Origin of the sequence: Rhodanobacter sp. C01 (genome assembly GCF_002001045.1) — a bacterium.
Lineage (GTDB): Bacteria > Pseudomonadota > Gammaproteobacteria > Xanthomonadales > Rhodanobacteraceae > Rhodanobacter.
Genome location: NZ_MUNR01000008.1, coordinates 25,661 through 45,536, shown reverse-complemented (window position 1 = coordinate 45,536; position 19,876 = coordinate 25,661). Strand labels below are relative to the sequence as shown.

General features: G+C 64.4%; 17 protein-coding genes and 1 riboswitch. Of the genes, 10 read left to right on the top strand and 7 right to left on the bottom strand.

Annotated features, from left to right (window positions below; translation table 11 throughout):
- The first annotated feature begins 18 nt into the window (after positions 1-18).
- On the top strand, positions 19-3,012 hold the full coding sequence (locus B0E50_RS04790; RefSeq protein WP_139350750.1) for a ligand-binding sensor domain-containing diguanylate cyclase: 2,994 nt from the start codon (positions 19-21) through the stop codon (positions 3,010-3,012).
- Positions 3,013-3,030: 18 nt separating this feature from the next.
- Here B0E50_RS04790 and B0E50_RS04785 read toward each other — a convergent pair whose 3' ends face one another.
- The gene (locus tag B0E50_RS04785; RefSeq protein ID WP_077440055.1) at positions 3,031-4,011 is read right to left on the bottom strand and encodes a mitochondrial fission ELM1 family protein; all 981 of its coding nucleotides are present in this window, start codon (positions 4,009-4,011) and stop codon (positions 3,031-3,033) included.
- 134 nt (positions 4,012-4,145) lie between these two features.
- On the opposite strand from B0E50_RS04785, the gene B0E50_RS04780 reads away from it, so the two are divergent.
- The gene (locus B0E50_RS04780) at positions 4,146-4,739 is read left to right on the top strand and encodes a malonic semialdehyde reductase (RefSeq protein ID WP_077440054.1); all 594 of its coding nucleotides are present in this window, start codon (positions 4,146-4,148) and stop codon (positions 4,737-4,739) included.
- 50 nt (positions 4,740-4,789) lie between these two features.
- Entirely contained in the window at positions 4,790-5,383 is a 594-nt protein-coding gene (locus tag B0E50_RS04775; protein ID WP_077440053.1) for a YceI family protein, read from the top strand.
- 67 nt (positions 5,384-5,450) lie between these two features.
- Here B0E50_RS04775 and B0E50_RS04770 read toward each other — a convergent pair whose 3' ends face one another.
- Positions 5,451-6,716 (bottom strand): Yip1 family protein, encoded by a 1,266-nt coding sequence (locus B0E50_RS04770; protein ID WP_077440052.1) that lies wholly within the window; start codon positions 6,714-6,716, stop codon positions 5,451-5,453.
- 285 nt (positions 6,717-7,001) lie between these two features.
- Between B0E50_RS04770 and B0E50_RS04765 the strand changes: the two genes are divergently transcribed.
- From B0E50_RS04765 to B0E50_RS04750, 4 genes are all read left to right on the top strand, one after another.
- Positions 7,002-7,211 (top strand): zinc-finger domain-containing protein, encoded by a 210-nt coding sequence (locus B0E50_RS04765; protein ID WP_077440051.1) that lies wholly within the window; start codon positions 7,002-7,004, stop codon positions 7,209-7,211.
- A gap of 77 nt (positions 7,212-7,288) precedes the next feature.
- Complete coding sequence (locus B0E50_RS04760; protein ID WP_077440050.1) at positions 7,289-8,419, top strand: glycosyltransferase; 1,131 nt, start codon at positions 7,289-7,291, stop codon at positions 8,417-8,419.
- Positions 8,420-8,481: 62 nt separating this feature from the next.
- Positions 8,482-9,747, top strand: a complete 1,266-nt coding sequence (locus tag B0E50_RS04755) for an O-antigen ligase family protein (protein WP_077440275.1) — start codon at positions 8,482-8,484, stop codon at positions 9,745-9,747.
- Complete coding sequence (locus B0E50_RS04750; protein ID WP_077440049.1) at positions 9,728-10,489, top strand: glycosyltransferase family 2 protein; 762 nt, start codon at positions 9,728-9,730, stop codon at positions 10,487-10,489. The genes B0E50_RS04755 and B0E50_RS04750 overlap by 20 nt, the downstream gene beginning before the upstream one ends.
- 16 nt (positions 10,490-10,505) lie before the next feature.
- On the opposite strand, the gene B0E50_RS04745 is transcribed toward B0E50_RS04750, so the two are convergent.
- From B0E50_RS04745 to lpxL, 3 genes are all read right to left on the bottom strand, one after another.
- Positions 10,506-11,582: a glycosyltransferase family 4 protein gene (locus tag B0E50_RS04745; protein ID WP_077440048.1), complete on the bottom strand. Its 1,077-nt coding sequence runs from the start codon at positions 11,580-11,582 to the stop codon at positions 10,506-10,508.
- Positions 11,579-12,325, bottom strand: a complete 747-nt coding sequence (locus tag B0E50_RS04740; RefSeq protein WP_077440047.1) for a polysaccharide deacetylase family protein — start codon at positions 12,323-12,325, stop codon at positions 11,579-11,581. Before B0E50_RS04740 ends, B0E50_RS04745 begins: the two co-directional genes overlap by 4 nt.
- A gap of 166 nt (positions 12,326-12,491) precedes the next feature.
- Positions 12,492-13,409: an LpxL/LpxP family Kdo(2)-lipid IV(A) lauroyl/palmitoleoyl acyltransferase gene (lpxL, locus tag B0E50_RS04735; RefSeq protein WP_254427181.1), complete on the bottom strand. Its 918-nt coding sequence runs from the start codon at positions 13,407-13,409 to the stop codon at positions 12,492-12,494.
- Positions 13,410-13,503: 94 nt separating this feature from the next.
- Between lpxL and waaA the strand changes: the two genes are divergently transcribed.
- Positions 13,504-14,769 (top strand): lipid IV(A) 3-deoxy-D-manno-octulosonic acid transferase, encoded by a 1,266-nt coding sequence (gene waaA, locus B0E50_RS04730; RefSeq protein ID WP_077440045.1) that lies wholly within the window; start codon positions 13,504-13,506, stop codon positions 14,767-14,769.
- A gap of 64 nt (positions 14,770-14,833) precedes the next feature.
- Here the strand turns inward: waaA and B0E50_RS04725 are convergent, their stop codons facing one another.
- On the bottom strand, positions 14,834-16,183 hold the full coding sequence (locus B0E50_RS04725) for a TolC family outer membrane protein (protein WP_077440044.1): 1,350 nt from the start codon (positions 16,181-16,183) through the stop codon (positions 14,834-14,836).
- Positions 16,184-16,215: 32 nt separating this feature from the next.
- Positions 16,216-16,875 (bottom strand): protein-L-isoaspartate O-methyltransferase, encoded by a 660-nt coding sequence (locus B0E50_RS04720; protein WP_077440043.1) that lies wholly within the window; start codon positions 16,873-16,875, stop codon positions 16,216-16,218.
- A gap of 268 nt (positions 16,876-17,143) precedes the next feature.
- On the opposite strand from B0E50_RS04720, the gene B0E50_RS04715 reads away from it, so the two are divergent.
- Together B0E50_RS04715 and thiC are read left to right on the top strand one after the other, a co-directional pair.
- On the top strand, positions 17,144-17,797 hold the full coding sequence (locus B0E50_RS04715; protein ID WP_077440042.1) for a TetR/AcrR family transcriptional regulator: 654 nt from the start codon (positions 17,144-17,146) through the stop codon (positions 17,795-17,797).
- 43 nt (positions 17,798-17,840) lie between these two features.
- Positions 17,841-17,935: riboswitch (TPP riboswitch) on the top strand.
- 60 nt (positions 17,936-17,995) lie between these two features.
- Positions 17,996-19,873, top strand: coding sequence for a phosphomethylpyrimidine synthase ThiC (gene thiC / locus B0E50_RS04710; RefSeq protein WP_077440274.1), 1,878 nt, complete (start codon positions 17,996-17,998; stop codon positions 19,871-19,873).
- Positions 19,874-19,876: the final 3 nt, after the last annotated feature.

Sequence of the window (19,876 nt, the reverse complement as noted above, 5' to 3'; positions counted from 1 at the left end):
GCCGGCAGAAGGGGGCGCATGGCACGTGCGTTGTACGCGGTCCTGTTCGCGGTTTCGATCTGCATATCCGGTATGCGGTCCGCCGTCGCGTTAAGTCCGCAGATTCCGATCCACGCCTTCGTCACCGACCACTGGAGCGTCGAACAGGGCCTGCCGCAGATCACCGTCCTCGGCATCGCCCAGGACCGTGCCGGCTTTCTCTGGATCAATACCCAGGCTGCCGTGGCGCGTTTCGATGGCGCGCAGTTCGTCGTGTTCGACCGGGCAGGCACCGGGATCGACACCAGCATGCTCACCGCGGTCTGGGCGGATCCGCTCGGCCAGGTCTGGTTCGGTGGTGCGCGCGGCCTGCTGCGCGAAGAGCAGGATCATTTCACCGCACTGGGCGGCGAGGCAGTCAACGCGATCGTCGATGCGGGTGATGGCACTCCGTTGCTGGCCACCTCGCGCGGCCTGGCACGGGTGCGTGATGGCCGGATCATTCCGGTTCCCGGTTACAACGGCCCGGCCTACACCCTGCTGCGTGAGGGTGATGCGTTATGGATCGGTGGCCTGGGACGCGTATGCCGCCTCACGGCCACACTGGATTCGCCGAACGTGACCTGCGTTTCGCAAGACTCCGCGGGCCGGCAGTCGGTGGCGATCACCCAGATGGCGACCAGTCGGGGCAGCTTGTGGTTGGGCACGCGCATCGGGCTGATGCGTCTGGCCGGTAACCGCATCATCTCCGCCGGGCTTGGTTCCGACCTCGACAACACCTCGATCGAAAGCCTGTTGACCGATCGCGACGACGTGTTGTGGATCGGCACGGTGCCCGGGCTGTATCGGCTGCTGCCCGGCGAGGTCCTGGAGCAGGCGACCGATAACGACATCGCACACCACCCCTGGGTCCAGGCACTGCATGAGGATCGCGCGGGCAATCTGTGGATGGGCACCCACATCAACGGTCTGTACCGGATCTGGAATGGCTGGACACGCCGGGTGTCGGCACGTGACGGGCTGGCTGATTCACTGGTGTGGAGCATCGTGCGCGCACCGGATGGCAGGATCGTGTTCGGCACCAATGCCGATATCGAAACCTTCGACGGCCGGCGTGTACAACCCTGGATAGCGGGCAACGTGTTGCCGAACCCTTCCGCCTACGATTTGTATTACGACCAGCATGCCCGGTTGTGGGTCGGTACCCGTGCGGGTATCGCGGTTTTCGACCACGGCAAGGACGTCACCCCGCCAGCCTTGTCTGCACTGGCCAGCTTGCAGATCAACGATGTTCGCGAAACGGCCGATGACGACTTCTGGATCGGCACTACCGGTGGTCTGTATCACTGGCATGCGGGCATCCTCGATCGTGCCGATCCCGGCGCCTCGGCCGCGGCGGCGATCATTCGCTCGATCCTTCCGCTGGGACCGGACCATCTGTATCTGGGTACCGAGGATGGCGTGCGCGAGTGGCGCGGTGGCAGCCTGACGCAGCCCGCGTGGGCCGAGCCGCTGCGCGGGCACTTCGTTTCCCGTGTGGTGATGCTGGGTCCGGACTTGCTTGGCATTGCCACCACCGATGCCGGCATTGGAATCATGCGCAACGGACAATTGCGCATGACCACCCAGAAGGATGGGTTGCCAAGCGACAATGCGTGGACGCTCGACGTGCTCGACGAGGAGCTTTACGTCGGCTCGATTGCCGGGGCGTGGCGGCTGCCGCTGGCGCAGCTGCCGCTGCCGGGTTCGCCGGTACGGCAGGTCGTGCCGCAGCTGCTCGCCGGGGAGGCACGTACCACCAGCCTGCACAATGCGCATTGCTGCAATGGTGGAGCCAGCGCGCGCAGTCTGGTCGTGGGCGATGTCATCTGGTTCAGCACCACGGATGGTGCGCTCGGGGTGGATACAAGAGTCCTGCTCGCCCAACCGAAGTCGCCCGACGCGAAGATCGAATCCATCGAACATGAAGGCCATCAGTTTCCGACTGAATCGTTCGACCTGAGCCAGGGCGCACGTGACTTGGCCATCCATTACACCGCACCCTATCTGCGCGTGGGGGACTTGCGTTTCCGCTACCAGCTGGAAGGTTATGACGCGGACTGGCAGGACGCGGGTGCCAGGCGCGTCGCGTTCTACACGCACCTTCCCCCCGGCAAATACCGCTTCCGTGTCGCCGTGTCGCTGTCCGGTGCTCCGACCTTCGGCCAGGAGGCGGATCTGGCGATCCGGGTCGAGCCGCACTGGTACGAACGCGTGCTGGTGCGCGCTGCGGTGATCCTGCTGTCGGGTCTGGTGGTGATCCTGTTGATCGCATGGAGCCTGCGCAGGCAACGCCGCCACAATGCGCGGCTGGAGGCGCAGGTCGCACGGCGCACCGCGCAGCTTGCCCGTGCGGTCGAACGCCTGCGCGTGGCCAATCTTGCGCTTGCCGAGGAAAGCCACACCGATGCCTTGACCACACTGCACAATCGCCGCTACCTGCTGTGGCGATTGCCCGGGTTGCTGGCAGCCAACGAAAACATCGGCGTGCTGCAGATCGATATCGATTATTTCAAGCAGGTCAACGACAGCTACGGCCATGCGACGGGTGATGCCGTATTGCGTGCGCTGGGTCGTCTGCTGCTGCTGGCTCGGCGCAGCAGCGACATCACCGTGCGCTGGGGCGGTGAGGAGTTTCTGTTGCTGCTGCCAGGCATCGATGTCGCCGGTGCGCTGAACATTGCCGAGCGCCTGCGACGGGACATCGCTGCGCAGGATTTCATGGACGGCCGTGGCGGCACGATCCGGTTGACCTGCTCGATCGGTTTCAGCCTGCATCCACTCGTGATGCAGGCCGATTGTGGGGCCTTCGACGCTGCGCTCGAACTGGCCGACCTGGCCCTGTACCGGGCCAAGCAGGACGGACGCAACACCTGTGTCGGGTTGGTTGCCACCACCCTGCTGCCGGCGGAAATTCTGGACAACCCGTTCGCGCCGCAACTCGACGCACTGATCGCCGCAGAGCGGTTGCGCTGGGTGCACGAAGCGTCCTGAGGTCGATTGCCTCTTGAGTTACGCGTGGTCTTGCCGGTGCCGGATCCGTTCGCGCAGCTCGATCGCAATCGCTGCGGTTTCGCGCAGGGGTGGCCTGTGTTCCGCAGGCGAAGGAGCATCGAGATCCTGCAGCAGCCCGGCCTCGCGCAACGCGCGATGAAACCGTTCGATCTTCGCCGTTAACGCGCTGGTGATGAAGGTCTGCACCGGACAGCCAACCGCGCAGGCCTCACTGAGCATGTTCACCGAATCGGGCGTAACGACCAGTCGGTCGGCCCAGCCAAGTACGCCGGGATAGGGGTTGCGGCCATCGTCGCGACCCGCCCAGACTAGTCCCGGCAAGCCGTTCAGCGCATGACGGAAGGTTTCGATCAGGGCGGCCGACGTGCGTCGCGAGGCCAATACCAGCAGGCTGCCGCCTTCGCGTTGCTGGCGCTCCAGCAGACGGGCGGTCAGTTGCTGGGCGTAGTCCGCATCCAGTGCGATGCCCTTGCGCGAACCACCCAGCAGCACGCCGACGCGCGGCTGCGGCAGTTCTGCAAACTGCGGGCAGGATTCCCTGCCGTCGGCCAGCCATGCGTCATCCACCGAATTGAGCGAGCCGAGTGGTTGCAACACATTGGGGCCGGCGACGCGGTCGTGCCGCGGCGCGATTACCGTGCCCCAGTGCGCCGGGTCGATGCGCGGGTCGAGGATCTGCACCGTGTGGCACTGACCATCGGACAGGGGGCGCAGCAGGCGGGTGAACAGGGCGGCGGCGCGACCGCAACCGATCGCCACTTGCGGCCAGGGTGGTGCAAACAGGGGGCGCTGGCTCGCAGATAGCGCCAGCCGGCCGCCCGTAGTCAGCCGCGGTGCCAGCCATGACCATGGTGCACGCGGCTCCAGGACCAGATGGCGGAACGGCATCCGCAGCTGTTCGGCCAGTGCCAGCGCCTGACGCTGATTGCCGGCAGCCGTGTCGGTGATCACCCAGCACTCGCCCTGAAGCTTCAGCATCGGCGCGGGCGGCGTGGCATTGTTTCCCTGATCAACACAGTACGTTCCTCAGATCGTGATCTGCTGGTGCGCGGGCAGCTATACACTTGCAGGCTGTAGCGTCATGCCGGCGCGTCTTTCCGCAGAGGATACCCATGAGCGAGTTGCTTTCCGAGGCCGCCCTCGACCAGTTGTTCCGCAACGCCCGCACGTTCAATGCGTGGCTGCTGAAAGAAGTGAGTGACGAGCAGCTGCATCAGCTCTATGAGCTGGCCAAGTTCGGCCCGACCAGCGCCAACGCCTCGCCGATGCGGGTGGTGTTCGTGAAGTCGAAGGAGGCCAAGGCGAAACTGGCACCGTTCCTGTCCGAAGCCAACCGCGCCAAGACCATGGAGGCACCGGTGACCGCGATCGTGGCCACCGACCATGAATTCTACGAGCATCTGCCGAAACTTTTCCCGCACGCCGATGCACGCAGCTGGTTCGTCGGCAACCAGCCGCTGATCGATACCACCGCCTTCCGCAACGCGACCCTGCAGGGCGCCTATGTCTTGATGGCGGCACGCGCGATCGGGCTCGATTGCGGCCCGATGTCCGGTTTCGACCAGGGCGGGGTGGATGCGGCGTTCTTCGCCGGCACCGCGGTCAAATCCAATTTCCTGATCAATATCGGTTACGGCGATGCCAGCCGTAATCTGTTTCCGCGCAGCCCCCGTCTCTCGTTTGACGAAGCCTGCACGATCGCTTGAAAAATCCCATGAAGCTAAGGCTGTATCCCCATCCACAAGGAGTCACCGCCATGCGCGCACTGAAATATCTCGTACTTGCCGGCCTGCTCGGCGCCGCTGTATCGGCACAGGCCGCACCGGTCACCTACAAGCTCGATCCGGGCCACACCATGGTCCTGTTCAGCTGGAACCACTTCGGCTATTCCAATCCCGTCGCCAACCTCGGTCTGGGTGACGGCACCCTGGTGTTCGACGAGCAGCATCCGGCGCAGGCCAGCGTGGAAGTGACCCTGCCGCTGGCCAACCTCGATACCCACGTGCCGGCGCTCGACAAGCACCTGAAGGAAGCCGATTTCTTCGACGCCGACAAGTACCCGACGGTGACCTTCAAGAGCACCAAGGTGCAGCCGCTGGGCGGCCACAAGTTCAAGGTCACCGGTGACCTGACCGTGCATGGCGTGACCAAGCCGGTCGTGCTGGATGCCACGCTGAACAAGGTGGGTCCGCATCCGATGACCAAGGCCCAGGCGATCGGCTTCGATGCCACCGCGACCCTGAAGCGGAAGGATTTCGGCATCGGTGCCTATGTGCCGAACGTCAGTGACGAGATCACGATCCACATCACCACCGAAGGCGAAGTGCCGAAGGCTGACGCGGACAAGTAAGCTCCCGCACCCACAAAAAAACCGCGCCATCACCGGCGCGGTTTTTTTGTGGGTGCGTACCGATGGATCAGTCGGATTTCACGCCGGCATCCTTCATCGATTCCAGTTTGCCGAGATCGACGCTGGCCACGGCCTGCTTCAGCTGATCGATGCTGTCGGCGTTTCCGCTTGCCTTGACCGTGAAGCGTTGGCCGAGCACCACGCTGTACTCGCCGGATCTGGACTGGGTGTCCCACGCCTCGTGCACCAGGTTGCCGTCGACGGTGTGGGTCTTGTCGTAACCATGGTCGGTTTCCTTCTCATCTTCCGGCGCCATCGCCGCGGCCATCGCCACGAAACCCTTCGCGCCGCCGGTATCGGTGACTTCCAGCGTGATGTGCTGGCCGCTGTCGCTGGCGTACTCGGCACTGGCATCGGACACCTGCATGCCCATCGCGTTGTTGCGCTGTGCCGAGATGCTGGTCCGCTTGAGGCTGCCCAGACTGTCGGGCAGGAAAGTCTTGATCTGGTCCGGGGCGAGTGCCTGGACGGTGCCGTTGGTACCGGATATCGCGCCCATCATCTTGCCCACCGCCGCCTGCTGCGCATGGGCGTCGCCGGATTTCTGCGCAGCATCCATTTCCTTGCCAGCCTGTTCGGCCCGCTGGCCCATCGCGGCGAGTACGCCCAGCGCGCTGTTGCTGTCGATCTTGACGCTGCTGCCGTCGCTGGCGCTGATCTGCATGCCACTCATCGCGCCGCCGCCGAGCGCGCCAACCGCAAAGAACGAACTGAGGATGATGCCGATGATCCAGCCGAGCACGATCGCAATGATTACGCTGACGGCGGTGTAGCCAGCAGCCTTGTCCGGCGGGCACTTCATGGTGTGGGGGAGGCCCAGGTAGAGCAGGTAGATCGAGTAGATGCCGCCGAGGATGGCGATCAGCCAGCCGAGCCAGGGCACGATCACGGCAATGCCGGCCACCCAGTAGGCGGTCCATGCATAGGCGACGGTCTTCAGTGCCTGCGTGGTGTCCTTCTGACCACCGAAAGTCGGCGCCAGGGCATTGATGATCAGGGCAACCACATAGGCGAGCACCAGGGTCAGGATGTAGCGCAGCAGCATCTCGCCGATGCCGTAGCCGATCGGCATGCGTACCGTGATGCCGAAGGCGCTGCTGCCGAGCAGGCTGCCCTTGATGAAGGCGGCGAGGGCGGGCAGTGCTGCGAGGATTGCGATGTAGCCGCCATACAACCCGCCAACCGTGGCCGGTTCGGTGGCGGCGATCGGCCATTCCGTCCGGGGTGTGGTCAGGATGGCCTTGGCGCGTTCGATGATTTTTCCGAAATCCATGAGTGTGTCCCCTTGAGGCCGGCGGTTCCGATGCAAACCGCCCAGGGATTCTCGGCTTGGGGGAGCGCAATCTGTATTGACCGCAAGGGCTATGTCCTTCGGCTGGTTCGGGTTTCCGTCTGACAGCGCGCTGAAAGCGTTCGGCCAAGTGATCATGGCTGGCCCGGATCTGTCACGACGCGTTGCAGGCAGCGCTCGAAAGCCCCTTCAGGAATGCTGCCGGGCGCAGGCAATGCCATCGGCCTGCTACCATTCGACGCCTGATATCCAGCCTGGAGTTTGCCCATGTCGGGTCCCCTTTCCGCGGCGGTGCCGCTGATACCGGCAAATGCCGAAAATCGTTACGAAGTGACGCGCAAGGACCTGCCGCTGTCCTGCCCGATGCCGGGCATGGCACTGTGGAATTCGCATCCGAAGGTGTACCTGCCGATCGTCGATGACGGCGGCGAGTCAACCTGTGCCTACTGTGGCGCGCAATACGTCCTGCGCGACTGATCGGCTGGCTTCATCCGGATGGCCGGCGGCATTGTTTTTGCTTGCGTCAAGGAATGAAAGCCGCCAGTCCAGAGCTCATGTCCAGCATTGTCGTTCCCGCCAGGCTGCTGACTGTAGTCCAGCTGATCCCCGCACTGCATTCGGGTGGTGCGGAGCGTTCGGCGCTGGAAATTGCCCGGGCACTCGTGCAGGCCGGGCACCGCTCGGTGGTGATCTCGGCCGGTGGCCGGCTGACCGCACAGTTGCTGGCTGAAGGCAGTGAACATGTCACGCTCGATCTCGGCCGCAAATCGCTGGGCACGCTGACCCGTCTGGGTGCATTGCGCCGGGTGTTGCGCGAGCTCAAGCCCGACATTGTGCATGCCCGTTCGCGGCTGCCGGCCTGGATGGGCTGGTGGGCGTTGAAGGGGATGACGCCGCGGCCACACTTCATCACCACCGTGCACGGACTCAATTCGCCGGGAAATTACAGCGCGATCCTGTTGCGTGGAGAGCGGGTGATCGCAGTCTCGCAGACCGTGCGTGACTACGTGCTCAGTCATTATCGTTGGCTGGAGCCAGCCAAGGTGCGGGTGATTCCGCGAGGCATCGACCCCGACGCATTCCCGTACGGGCATTGGCCTGACGACGCATGGAAGAAGGCATTTTTTGCGGAGTTTCCCGCCTTGACCGGCGCGCCCTTGCTGACGCTGCCTGGACGCGGCACGCGCCTGAAGGGTCACCATGATGCGATCGAGCTGCTGGCCGACCTGAAGCGGCGAGGGATCGAGGCGCGCCTGTTGCTGCTGGGCGTGATCGAGCCCGGCCGCGAGGCCTATGTGAAGGAATTGCGCGAGCTGATCAGCATGCGTGGGGTGACCACGCAGGTCGTGCTGGCACCACCGCGCAACGATGTTCGCGATATTTATGCGGTATCTGCGCTGGTACTGCAGCTGTCGAACAAGCCCGAGTCGTTCGGACGTACCGTGATCGAGGCGTTGTCGTTGTGTCGGCCAGTGCTCGGCTACGCGCATGGTGGCGTGGGCGAACTGCTGGCCGAACTGTATCCGGCCGGTCGGGTTCCCCCGGGGGACCGCGAACGTCTGGTGGAGCGTGCCGCCGAGTTGCTGCGGGTGGCACCGTCGATTTCGCCGTTGCAGAGCTATCGCCTGATCGACATGCAGCAGGCCACGCTGGCCTTGTACGATGAAGTGACCGCCGGCGACTGAGCGGCAATCCGCGGCCATCCGGCTCGCCTACAATGCGTGATCGCCTCCACCTCGATCCGCGCATGAACTCTTTCGGTACCTCGCTCAAGGCGGCGCTGCGTTCGCCGCTGCTGCCGTATTGGCTGGTGGTGGCCCTGCTGCCGTTGGGACGCAGCTCCGAGCTGGGCACCTTCCTGTGCCTGCTCGGGGTAATCCTGTTGTTTGCGCGGGATCCGCGGGCCTTGCAACAGCATGCCGGCGCGCGCCTGCTGCTGTGGCTGCTCGGTGCCTACATTCTCGCCGCACTGTTCTCCGCGTTCGATTCGATCGTGCCTGGCAAGAGCTGGGGCACGGTGGTGGCCCTGCTGCGCTATGTGCCGCTTGGCCTGTATGCATGCTTCGCGATTCGCCGCGACAGCAAGTTGCAGGCGCTGTACCTCGCAGTGGCACTGGTACTGGTGTTGTGGACCCTCGATGCCTGGGTACAGGCACTGACTGGCTGGAGCCTGGGCGGGCATGCCGAGGCCGAGCGTGTTTCCGGCATCTTCGGCGCCACCGATCTCAAGCTGGGTCCGACGCTGGCGGTACTCTCGCCGTTTGCACTGTGGGCGGCGCGGCGGCGCTGGGGCGCGCCCGGTCTGCTGCTGGCTTTCCTGCTGATGCTGGGGCCGGTACTGCTGGCCGGTTCACGCGCGGCATGGCTGTGCTACACCCTCGTGGCGTTGGGCTTTGCCTGGCGTGAGGCGCGCTCGGCATGGCGCTTTGCCGGATTCTGCGTGGCCGGTGTGCTGCTGTTGGCGCTTGCGGGTGGTATTGCCTGGAAAACTTCCACGCGATTCCAGTTGCGGATGGATCGCACCCTGCTTGCGTTGCATGGCACCGGTCAGTCCATCGATACCGCACTCAGTGGCCGACTGGATATCTGGCACACCAGCGTGGAGATCATTGCGGCGCACCCGATCAATGGCGTCGGTGTGCGCGGTTTCCGTTACGCCTATCCGCACTACGCGCCGGCCAATGATCACTTCCTCACCGCCGAGTCGTGCGGTGTCGGCGAGGGTGCCTGTCATCCGCATCAGCTGGTGCTGGAGATACTCACCGAAACCGGTGTGCTTGGCCTGTTTTTGTGGCTGGCTGGAGGCGTGTTGGCATGGCGCGCATGGCGTCAGGTCGGGCCGGTGGCGCGCACGCGCGCATTCCCGGCCACACTGGCGCTGGGCGTGATGCTGTTCCCGTTGAACACTCATCTGGCCTTCTATTCGGCGTGGTGGGGTCTGCTGTTCGGCTGGCTGCTCGGGCTGTGGTGCGCCGCGCTGCACGTGGTGGAGGATGACGATGAGCCAGCGTGAACCGTTGTCGGTCGTGGTGACCACGATGAACAACGCCGGCACGCTCGATGCCTGCCTGCGCTCGGTGGCATGGGCGGACGAGATCGTGGTGCTGGACTCGGGTTCGACCGACGCCACGCTGGCGATTGCCGCGCATTACGGCGCGCATATCCATGTCCAGCCGTTTACCGGCTACAGCGCGCAGAAGCAGGCAGCAATCGACCTGGCCAGCCAGCGCTGGGTGCTGTTGCTCGACTCCGATGAGTCGCTCGCGCCGGCCGGTGTCGCCATCCTGCAGCAGACATTGCAGGCACCGGCACATGCGGGCTATCAGCTGTGGCGGCGTGAATGGCAGTTCTGGCGCTGGCAATCATTGCACAGCCGGCTCAATCACTACGTGCGGCTGTTCGACCGACAGCGTGCGCGGATGAGCGATCACCAGGTCCACGAGTCGGTGCTGGTGGATGGTTCGATCGGTGTGCTCGATGTGGTGATCGATCATGCTGGCGAGCCCGATATCGCGGGGCGTGTCGCAAAGGCCAATCGTTATTCCACCATGCAGCTGGCGGATCTGGCCCCGCGCAAGGTCTCCTGGCTGCGTTTGCGCATGGTGGCCTATCCGGCGGTGGCCTTCCTGCGCTATTACGCGCTTCGTGGACATTACCGCTCGGGCTGGGCCGGCTTCATCGCCGCCCGCATCCACGCGTTCTATGCGTTCCTGAAATACGCCAAATTGTACGAACTGCAGCAGCGGAAGGACTGACTGATTCGTCAAAGAGTCAGTCCTCGGCCAGGATCCGCCGGAACTCGTCGGCGATCACGCGCGTACTGAAATGCTGTTGCACGTATTCATGGGCAGCTGCGCCCATCGGCTTCCGGAGCGACGGATCGCACAGCCTCAGGATCGCCTCGCGCCAGGCGACCACGTCGCCCGGTGGCAGCAACAGGCCGGTCACACCCGTTTCCAGCGTCTCCGGAATCCCGCCGATATCGCTGCCCAGTACGGGTATGCCGGCGGCCTGCGCCTCGATCGAGACACGGCCGAAGGTTTCCGTCGCGATCGATGGAAAGGCCAGCATGGAGAACGCGCTGTAATACGGATGGACGTCGTGGGTCCAGCCCGGGAAATGATGCCGGGCTGAGGTCGGATGTGCAGTGGCGCGCTCGCGCAGGGTCGGGGCATCCGGGCCGTCGCCTACCCACACGCAATGCAGCCGGGGTTCCACGGCCATGGCCGCCGAGGCGGCTTCGAACAGCGGAAAGACACCTTTGCGCCCGTGGATGCGTCCGGCATAGCCGAGCACGATCGCTTCCTCGTCCAGGCCGAGCGAACGCCGGATTTCGCTGCGTTGCTGCGGATCGAACCGGCACAGCTGCATGTTCACCGGGTTGTAGAGCACCCGTACCAGATCACCCGGAATGCCCCGGTCCAGATAGGCTTGGCGGGCATTTTTCGAGACGGTCAGAAACCGCTGTGCAAGGCGTGGGATCAGCCAGGCGGAAAGCTGCTTCATCGGCGGCGTGCGATGCCGGAACAGCGCGACTGGCACGCGCAGCACCCATCCGGCCAGGATCAGTGGCCAATACTCCTTGCCGAAGTTGCCGATTAGCCAGTCGGGCTTCAGATCTCGCGCGGCCTTGAAGACCGCGGCGTGGCCGCGCAGGTCGAACACATTGCGGAATTTCGCCTTGTACAGCCGTACGCCGGACTGCGCCAATCCCTGCCAGATCATGCCGTCGGGATAGGTCACGACGCTGATCTCATGCCCGGCCTCGGCCATGGCTTGTACCAAGGTGACGAAGTGGCTGGCGGCCCCGGTATTCTCGGGATTGGTGCCGACAAAGAGCAGTTTCACGCGCGGCGATCCTCGTAACCCGACATCACGCGCATGGCGAATTGCGGCAGCAGGTGGTGGCGTGCGATCTGCACGCGCGGCAACTGCCACAGGTCCATGCCGGCGCTGGCCCGACCGCGCGCCGTGGTAGTGGCCGCGGCAAAGCCTGTTTCGCGCACCATATCGGCCACGCGATCGTCGGCATCGCCGTACGGGTAGCAGAATTGCGTGACCGGTGTGCCGAGGTGATCCTCGAGCGTGGCCTTGCTGCCGTGGATCTCGTCCCGCAGTTGTGCGTCGCTGCATTGGGTCAGGCGGGGGTGGCTGCGGGTATGTGCGCCGATCTCCATGCCACCGCGGTGCCAATCACGCAATTGCTCCACCGACATCAACGGCTTGCGCACGCCCAGCCGCTCTGCATCCCACTGGTTGTACTGGCCGATGCTGCCGCTGACCACGTAGCAGGTCGCGCTGAAACCATGCTGCTGCAGGAGCGGCAAGGCATGGTCGAGGTTGTCCGCATAGCCGTCGTCCAGGGTGATCACGGCGATGCGGCCACTGCGCTCGCCGCGCAGATACGGCATGGCGGCGGCCATGGACAGCCCGGTGTAGCCGAATCGCCGCAGTAGCCACAGCTGCCGCGCAAACGCGCCGGGGCTCACATACAGGCTGCGCCAGCGGCGGATCCCGCGCGGTGCGCGCGCGATGTTGTGGTAGGTGAGGATCGGCAGGGCATCGGCCCGCGGCGTTGGATCGCGGCTCATGCGGCTATCCGCCTCAGGAGGGATGCATGTCGCCGGAAAGCGCATGCGCACCCGGACTGATGCCGGCACGGCAGACGCGGGCAGGAATGGATTGGCATGGCGGACAAGGCTGATGGGACGGCGGGCGTCATTTCACACGCGGCCGCCTTTCGCCCGCCTGTCGGGCTCAGTACACCGCTGGCGTATCCGGCGGTCGCGTCTTGAACCGCTTGTGCACCCACAGGTACTGCTCGGGCGCTTCGCGCACCATCTGCTCGATGCAGGCATTGACGCGGGCGGTGTCGGTCAGCACATCCGGGCTCGGAAAATCTGTCAGTGGCGCGCCCAGGCGCAGCGCATAGCCCTGGTTTCCGGGCAGGCGGCGGTGGAAGAACGGGATCACCACCGCGCCGGACAGCCGCGCCAGGTGATGGGTGGCGGTGATGGTGGCCGCCGGCACGCCGAAGAACGGCACGAACACGCTGTCCTTGCTGCGCATGTCCTGGTCCGGCGCGTACCACAGCGTGCCGCCGTTGCGCAGATGTTTCACGGTGCCGCGGATGTCGTCCTTGTCGAACATCGCCTCGGCGTAATGCAGTCGTGCGCGCAGTACGGTCCACTCGAACACGGCCGAGTCCATCTTGCGGTACATGCCGGAAATGCGGATGCGCTGCGAGACGAGTCGCGCGCACAGCTCCAGGTGCGAAAAGTGGCCGCCGACCAGCAGCACACCCTTGCCTTGTGCACGCGCCGCTTCCAGATGCTGCAGTCCTTCGATGCGGGTCGGGATGCGCGCCATGCGGCGGTCGCTGCCCATCCAGCCCAGCGCAAATTCGACCAGCATCAAGCCGATGTCGCGCAGGTTGGCGTCGACCAGCGCGGCCTGCGCGGCCGCGTCGAGTTCGGGAAAGCACAGGGCGATATTCGTTTCGGCGATATGTCGCCGTTCCGAAGGCACCCGCAGCACCAGGGCGCCAAGCCGACGACCCAGCCATAAGAGTGCCGCCTGCGGCAGTTGCGCAATCAGCCAGATGACAGCCGCACCCAGCCATGCCGGCCAGTGGCGCGGCGCAAGCAGTGAGTGGGTGAAGGTGGGGCGGGACATGCCGGGCATCGTCGGCATTGTAACGGCCCGAACCCGATCCGGCTCGGATGAGCGGCTGTCGCTATACTCCCGCGTTGCCTGCAGGGGTCGACCGTTGCGCTATCTCTACACACTCGCGATGTACCTGGTGACACCGTTGCTGGTGCTGCGCTTGCTTGCGCGCGGAGTGCGTTCACGGCCGTACCATCGGCGCTGGCCGGAACGCTTCGGATTTTTCCAGGCGCCAGGCTTCAGTGGCAGCCTGTGGGTTCACGCGGTGTCGGTCGGCGAGGTGAATGCGGCCGAACCGTTGATCAAGGCGCTGCGCCGGGATTACCCGAATGCACCGGTGGTGATCACCACCGTCACGCCGACCGGTACCGCACGAGTGCATCAGTTGTTCGGCGACAGCGTGTTCCATGTCTATCTGCCATATGACCTGCCGTATTCGGTGGGCCGTTTCCTGAAAAAGGTGCGGCCACGGCTGGCATTGATCGTGGAAACCGAGATCTGGCCAAACCTGTATTTCGCCTGTCGCCGTCGCGGGATCCCGTTGATGATCGTCAACGCGCGATTGTCCGGGCGCTCGATGCGCGGCTATCGGCCGCTGCGCTCGCTGGCGCGTTCGGCGTTGCGCTGCGTGCGCCAGATTGCCGCGCAGTCGCGCACGGATGCGGCCCGCTACCGGTTGCTCGGTGCCGACCCGCAACAGATCGTGGTCACCGGCAACATGAAGTTCGACATGCCGATACCCGAAGGGGCGGTGGCGGATGGCGCCGCCATGCGCGGGCACTGGGGACCGCTGCGGCCGGTATGGATGGCCGCCAGCACGCACGAAGGCGAGGAGCTGGTCGTGCTGGAGGCGCATCTGCAGGTACTCAAGCGACTGCCTGATGCGTTGCTGCTGCTGGCGCCACGTCATCCGGAGCGTTTTCGTGTGGTCGAGCAAGCCGTGCGCAGCCTGGGCTTCGCAGTCGCCACGCGCAGCGCCCATGGCGTCCCGTCACCGTCGAGCCAGGTTTTCGTGATCGATGCGATGGGGCAACTGATGCCGTTCTTTGCTGCCGCCGATGTGGCCTTCGTCGGCGGCAGCCTGGTGCCGATCGGCGGCCACAACGTGCTGGAACCGGCGGCCTTGTCGGTGCCGGTACTGGTCGGGCCGCATACCTTCAATTTCGAGGAGATCACACACCTCCTGATCGAACATGGAGGTGCCGCGCGTGTGCCGGACAGCAATCAACTTGGTCCTGACGTGCTGCAGCTGTTGCTTGATGGCGCCACGCGCGAGCGGATGGGTCTGGCGGCGCAGCACGTGTTCGAGCGCGAACGTGGCGCGGTGCAGCGGACCATGCAACTGATCGATACCCTTCTGCAGGAATAGCCGCAAACAAGACGGCCGGGCAATGAGCCCGGCCGTCTTGTTTGCGGCGTTCGCGATCAGCGGTTTACTGCAGCAGTGCGTTGATCGCCTCGATGTCCTTGTAGTCGGCGGTGCCGGCGGCCTGCTTGAGCAGCAGCCCGTTCACGACGAACTGATGGCGGGCCTGCGAATAGCTGCTTTCCGAGGAAGTGAGGGTCTGGATCGCCAGCAGTACGTCGGTCATGGTCTGGGTACCTACCGAGTAGCCGGCGCGGGTGGCATCCAGTGCCTCCTGGCCCGACTGCACCGAAGCCTTGCCGGACTGCACCTGGGCAATGCCGGCAAGCACCGAGCGGTAGTAGTTCAGCGTGCTGGCCTTGACCTGGCGACGCTCGGATTCCAGCGAATCCTGGGCGGCGTCGCGGTTGTAGATCGACTGACGCACCTGTGACTGCACGAGGCCGCCGGAGAAGATCGGTACGCTCAGGGTCAGCCCGATCGTGGTCGAGGCGGGGGTATTCGAGTGGATGTCGGCATTCTGGTACCAGCTCGCGCTCTTGCCGTAGCTGACGTTCGCACTGATGGTCGGCAGATGGCCGGCACGTGCCGAACTGATGTTGTGTTCCGCGGTCTCCACATTGTCTCGTTGCGCGAGCAGGCTGGGGTTGGATCCCAGCGCGGTCTGCACCCACGCATCCGGGTCGGCCGGCGTGGGCGGGTCGAGCGGCAGGTCATTGCGCAGCTTCTTCAGTTCGCCGGTGGGCTTGCCGGTGATCTGGCTCAATGCTTCGCGATCGTTGTCGAGGGTGTTCTGTGCGGCGATCGTCTGTGCCTTGGCTGCCTCGTAGGCGGCTTTGGCCTGATAGGAGCCGGTCACGGCCGCGATGCCGACCTTGTATTGCTGGTCGGCCTGGTCGTACTGCCGCTTGAACGCCTCCTCATTGGCCTTGGCGAAGGTCAGCTCGTCCTCGTCGGTCAGCACGGTGAAATAGGCCGTGGTGACGCGTACGTACAAGTCCTGCACCGCAGCCTGATAGGTCTGGTCCTGTGCATCCGCAGCCGAGTGGGCCGCCTTGAGGTTGGCGTACTTGCTGAAGTCGAGCACGCTCTGGCTGAGCGTGCCGCTGATGTCGCGCGTACGGGTATGGCCGAACCCGCTGCTGTTGATGGTCTGGCCCGGGTTGTTCGGATCCTCGATGATCTGGCTGCCATCGCTCTTGGTCTGGCTGAAGGTCAATCCGGCCGAGACCTGCGGCAGCAGCAAGGCACGCGCCTGATCGACGCCTTCGCCGGTGGAAAGCCGGGTGGCATCGGCCTGCGCCAGCACCGGATCGTTGGCGCGCGCATCACGGTAGGCATCGAGCAGATCCTCGCCATGGCTGGGCAACGACGTGGCGGCCAGGGCCAGGGCCAGGGTGAGCAGCTTCAAACGCATGGGTTGCCTCGTGGGGATGGTCGGGGGCGTAGTCAGAAGACGAACCGCGGTGGCGGTTCGGCGTGGGTCAGGTAAGGCAGGTCGGTCTCGAACAGGACTTCCTCGCGGTAACGGCCCGCACCTTCGTGGGTCAGCAAGGTGGCCTGCTGCACCGGCGATTGACCGTGCACGATCAGCGCACGACCACCGGGCTTGAGCCAGGTCAGCCAGCGCGACGGAATTTCGGACACCGCACCCGTCACGACCAGCGCGTCGAACAACCCGTCCGGCTGCCATGCGTTGACCGCTTCGCCGGTGATCAGGGTAGTGTTGCCAATGCTCGCCGCGTGCAGCCGCTGCGTTGCCGCTGCAGTGAAATCGGCATGGATGTCGATGCTGATCACCTGCGCCGACAGCGTGGCCATGCAGGCGGTGAGAAAACCCGAGCCGGTGCCGATTTCCAGCACGCGATCGGTGGGCAGCAGCTCAAGTGCCTGCAGTACGCGACCTTCCACGACCGGCTTCATCATCACTTCGCCGTGGCCCAGCGGCAGGCACAGGTCGGCAAAGGCCAGTTGGCGATGTGCGGCGTCGACGAAGTCCTCACGGCGTACCTGGCTGAGGACGTCCAGCACGCGGGCGTCCAGCACCTCCCAGGGGCGCACCTGGTTTTCCACCATGTTCAGCCGCGCCTGCTCGAAGTTCATCGCCATCTGCTCGTGTCCCGTGCGGATCGAAAAAGGTCAAAAAGGATAAGCGCTCGAGCCCGTTCCCACAATGACAAACCTGGACGCTGCCAAGCCTGCCGGTTGCGCGCCGACCCACGTAGTGCCGGAAGTCATCGCATCGAGTTGACGGGCGTCACCCGACACCATCAGGCATGCGGAACAGTCTGTCTGAACGGAGCGGGGTAACGTTCTGGAAAATAATTGAACCGTCTCGTATAATAAAGCTTGGCTATTCATTTGTGAAGGTGCGGGCATGAGCAGCAGCGCGCAAATCAGACCCCAGCAGGGCCCAGGTCGCCCCAAGGACATGGAAAAGCGTGCAGCGATTCTGGTCGCGGCCAAGGCATTGTTCATCCGCAATGCGTTTGCCGGTACCAGCATGGACGCCATCGCGGCGGATGCTGGCGTGTCCAAGCTCACCGTCTACAGCCATTTCGGCGACAAGGACAACCTGTTCCGCGAAGTGATTCGTTCGCGCATCGAAGATCTGTTGCCGGAGGAAACCTACGCCTTCGACCCGCGTGCCGATATCCGCGACACCTTGCTGCGGGTGGCGTTGACCCATGCCCGTGTGGACTGCAATGCGGAAACCGTGGGTACCTTCCGCGCCATTCTCAGCGATTGCCGGCAGGGCAATCCGCGCTATGGCCGGCTGATCTGGGAGGAAGGCTCGACGCGCACGCATGGCCTGATGGACCGTCTGCTGCAGCAGGCGGTCGATGCCGGTCAGCTGGAGATCGAGGACGTGCCACGTGCAAGCGTGCAGTTCCTCACCCTGATCAAGGGCAACCTGATGATGCGCCAGATGTTCGGTTGTACCGACTGCCCCGAAAGCTATGCCCAGGAAATCGAGGCCACCGCGCGTGCCGGTGTCACGATGTTCCTGCGCGCGTATCGGCCACACTGAGCCATCGTGCTCGCCAGTCACCCTGCTTCGTGCTTGAATAGCCAGGTTGAAGCGGGGGTGCCGACAACAGTCGGCTGAGAGAGTCCCTTCGAACCTGATCCGGTTAGCACCGGTGTAGGGAGCTTCGACGCACGAACCCAGCCTTCGTGCGTCCGGTGCCGTCGCTTCGTTCCGTTGCCTCACGAAGGACGTATGCCGATGAATGCCCAGCCCTCCGACCTTGCGCGTGCCGCGCAGGAACTTTCCGAAGCCGTTGTTCGCCCGATCCCCGGTTCGCGCAAGATCCATGTGCAGGGCAGCCGGCCCGATCTGAAGGTGCCGCTGCGTGAAATCTGCCAGGCACAGACGCCGACCTTGTTCGGCGGCGAGACGAACCCTCCGATCACCGTTTACGACACCTCCGGCCCGTACACCGATCCGGATTACAGCGTCGACTTGGCCAGCGGCTTGCCGGCACACCGTGCCGCGTGGATCGCCGAGCGCGGCGATACCGAGCAGCTCGACGGGCTCAGCTCCGAATTCGGACGCAAGCGTGCCGCTGATCCCGGGCTCGATCCGCTGCGCTTCACCGCCACCCGCGTGCCGCGTCGTGCCAGGGCCGGCGCCAACGTCACCCAGATGCATTACGCCCGGCGCGGCATCATCACGCCGGAGATGGAGTACATCGCGATCCGCGAGAACCAGAAGATCGAGGCGCTGCACGCCAGCGCGCTGCTCGACCAGCATCCGGGCCAGTCGTTCGGCGCCGCGCTGCCCAAGCTGATCACGCCCGAGTTCGTGCGCGAGGAAGTGGCCCGTGGTCGCGCGATCATCCCGGCCAACATCAACCATCCGGAAAGCGAGCCGATGATCATCGGTCGCAACTTCCTCACCAAGATCAACGCGAATATCGGCAACAGCGCGGTGAGCTCGGGCATCGCCGAGGAAGTGGAGAAGCTGGTGTGGTCGATCCGCTGGGGCGCGGACAACGTGATGGACCTGTCCACCGGCAAGCACATCCACGAGACGCGCGAATGGATCATCCGCAACTCGCCGGTGCCGATCGGCACCGTGCCGATCTACCAGGCGCTGGAGAAGGTCGACGGCGTGGCCGAGAACCTCACCTGGGAAATCTATCGCGATACCTTGATCGAGCAGGCCGAGCAGGGCGTGGACTACTTCACCATCCACGCCGGCGTGCTGCTGCGCTTCGTGCCGCTGACCGCCAGGCGCGTCACCGGCATCGTTTCGCGCGGTGGCTCGATCATGGCCAAGTGGTGCCTGGCGCATCACAGGGAGAACTTCCTCTACACGCACTTCGAGGAGATCTGCCAGATCATGAAGGCGTACGACGTGTCCTTCAGCCTCGGCGATGGCCTGCGCCCGGGCTGCATCGCGGACGCGAACGACGCGGCACAGTTCGGTGAGCTCGACATCTTGGGCGAGCTGACCCAGATCGCCTGGAAACACGACGTGCAGGTGATGATCGAAGGTCCCGGCCATGTGCCGATGCACCTGATCAAGGAAAACATGGATCGTCAGCTGGAGAAGTGCGGCGAAGCGCCGTTCTACACGCTGGGGCCGCTGACCACCGATATCGCGCCGGGCTACGATCACATCACCAGCGCGATCGGCGCGGCGATGATCGGCTGGTTCGGCACCGCCATGCTCTGCTACGTGACGCCGAAGGAGCACCTCGGCCTGCCAAACAAGCAGGACGTGCGCGACGGCATCATCGCCTACAAGATCGCTGCGCATGCGGCGGATCTCGCCAAGGGCCATCCGGGTGCGCAGGTGCGCGACAATGCGCTGTCCAAGGCACGCTTCGAGTTCCGTTGGGATGACCAGTTCAATCTCGGCCTCGATCCGGAGAAGGCCAGGGAATTCCACGACGAGACGCTGCCCAAGGATGCGCACAAGAGTGCACACTTCTGTTCCATGTGCGGTCCGAAGTTCTGCTCGATGAAGATCACCCAGGACGTACGCGACTATGCTGCCGAACACGGTGTGGAAGCGTCCGCGGTGATTGATGAAGGCATGATCGAAAAGGCCGCCGAATTCCGTGCGGCAGGCAGCGAAGTCTATCGACGAAGTTGAGGG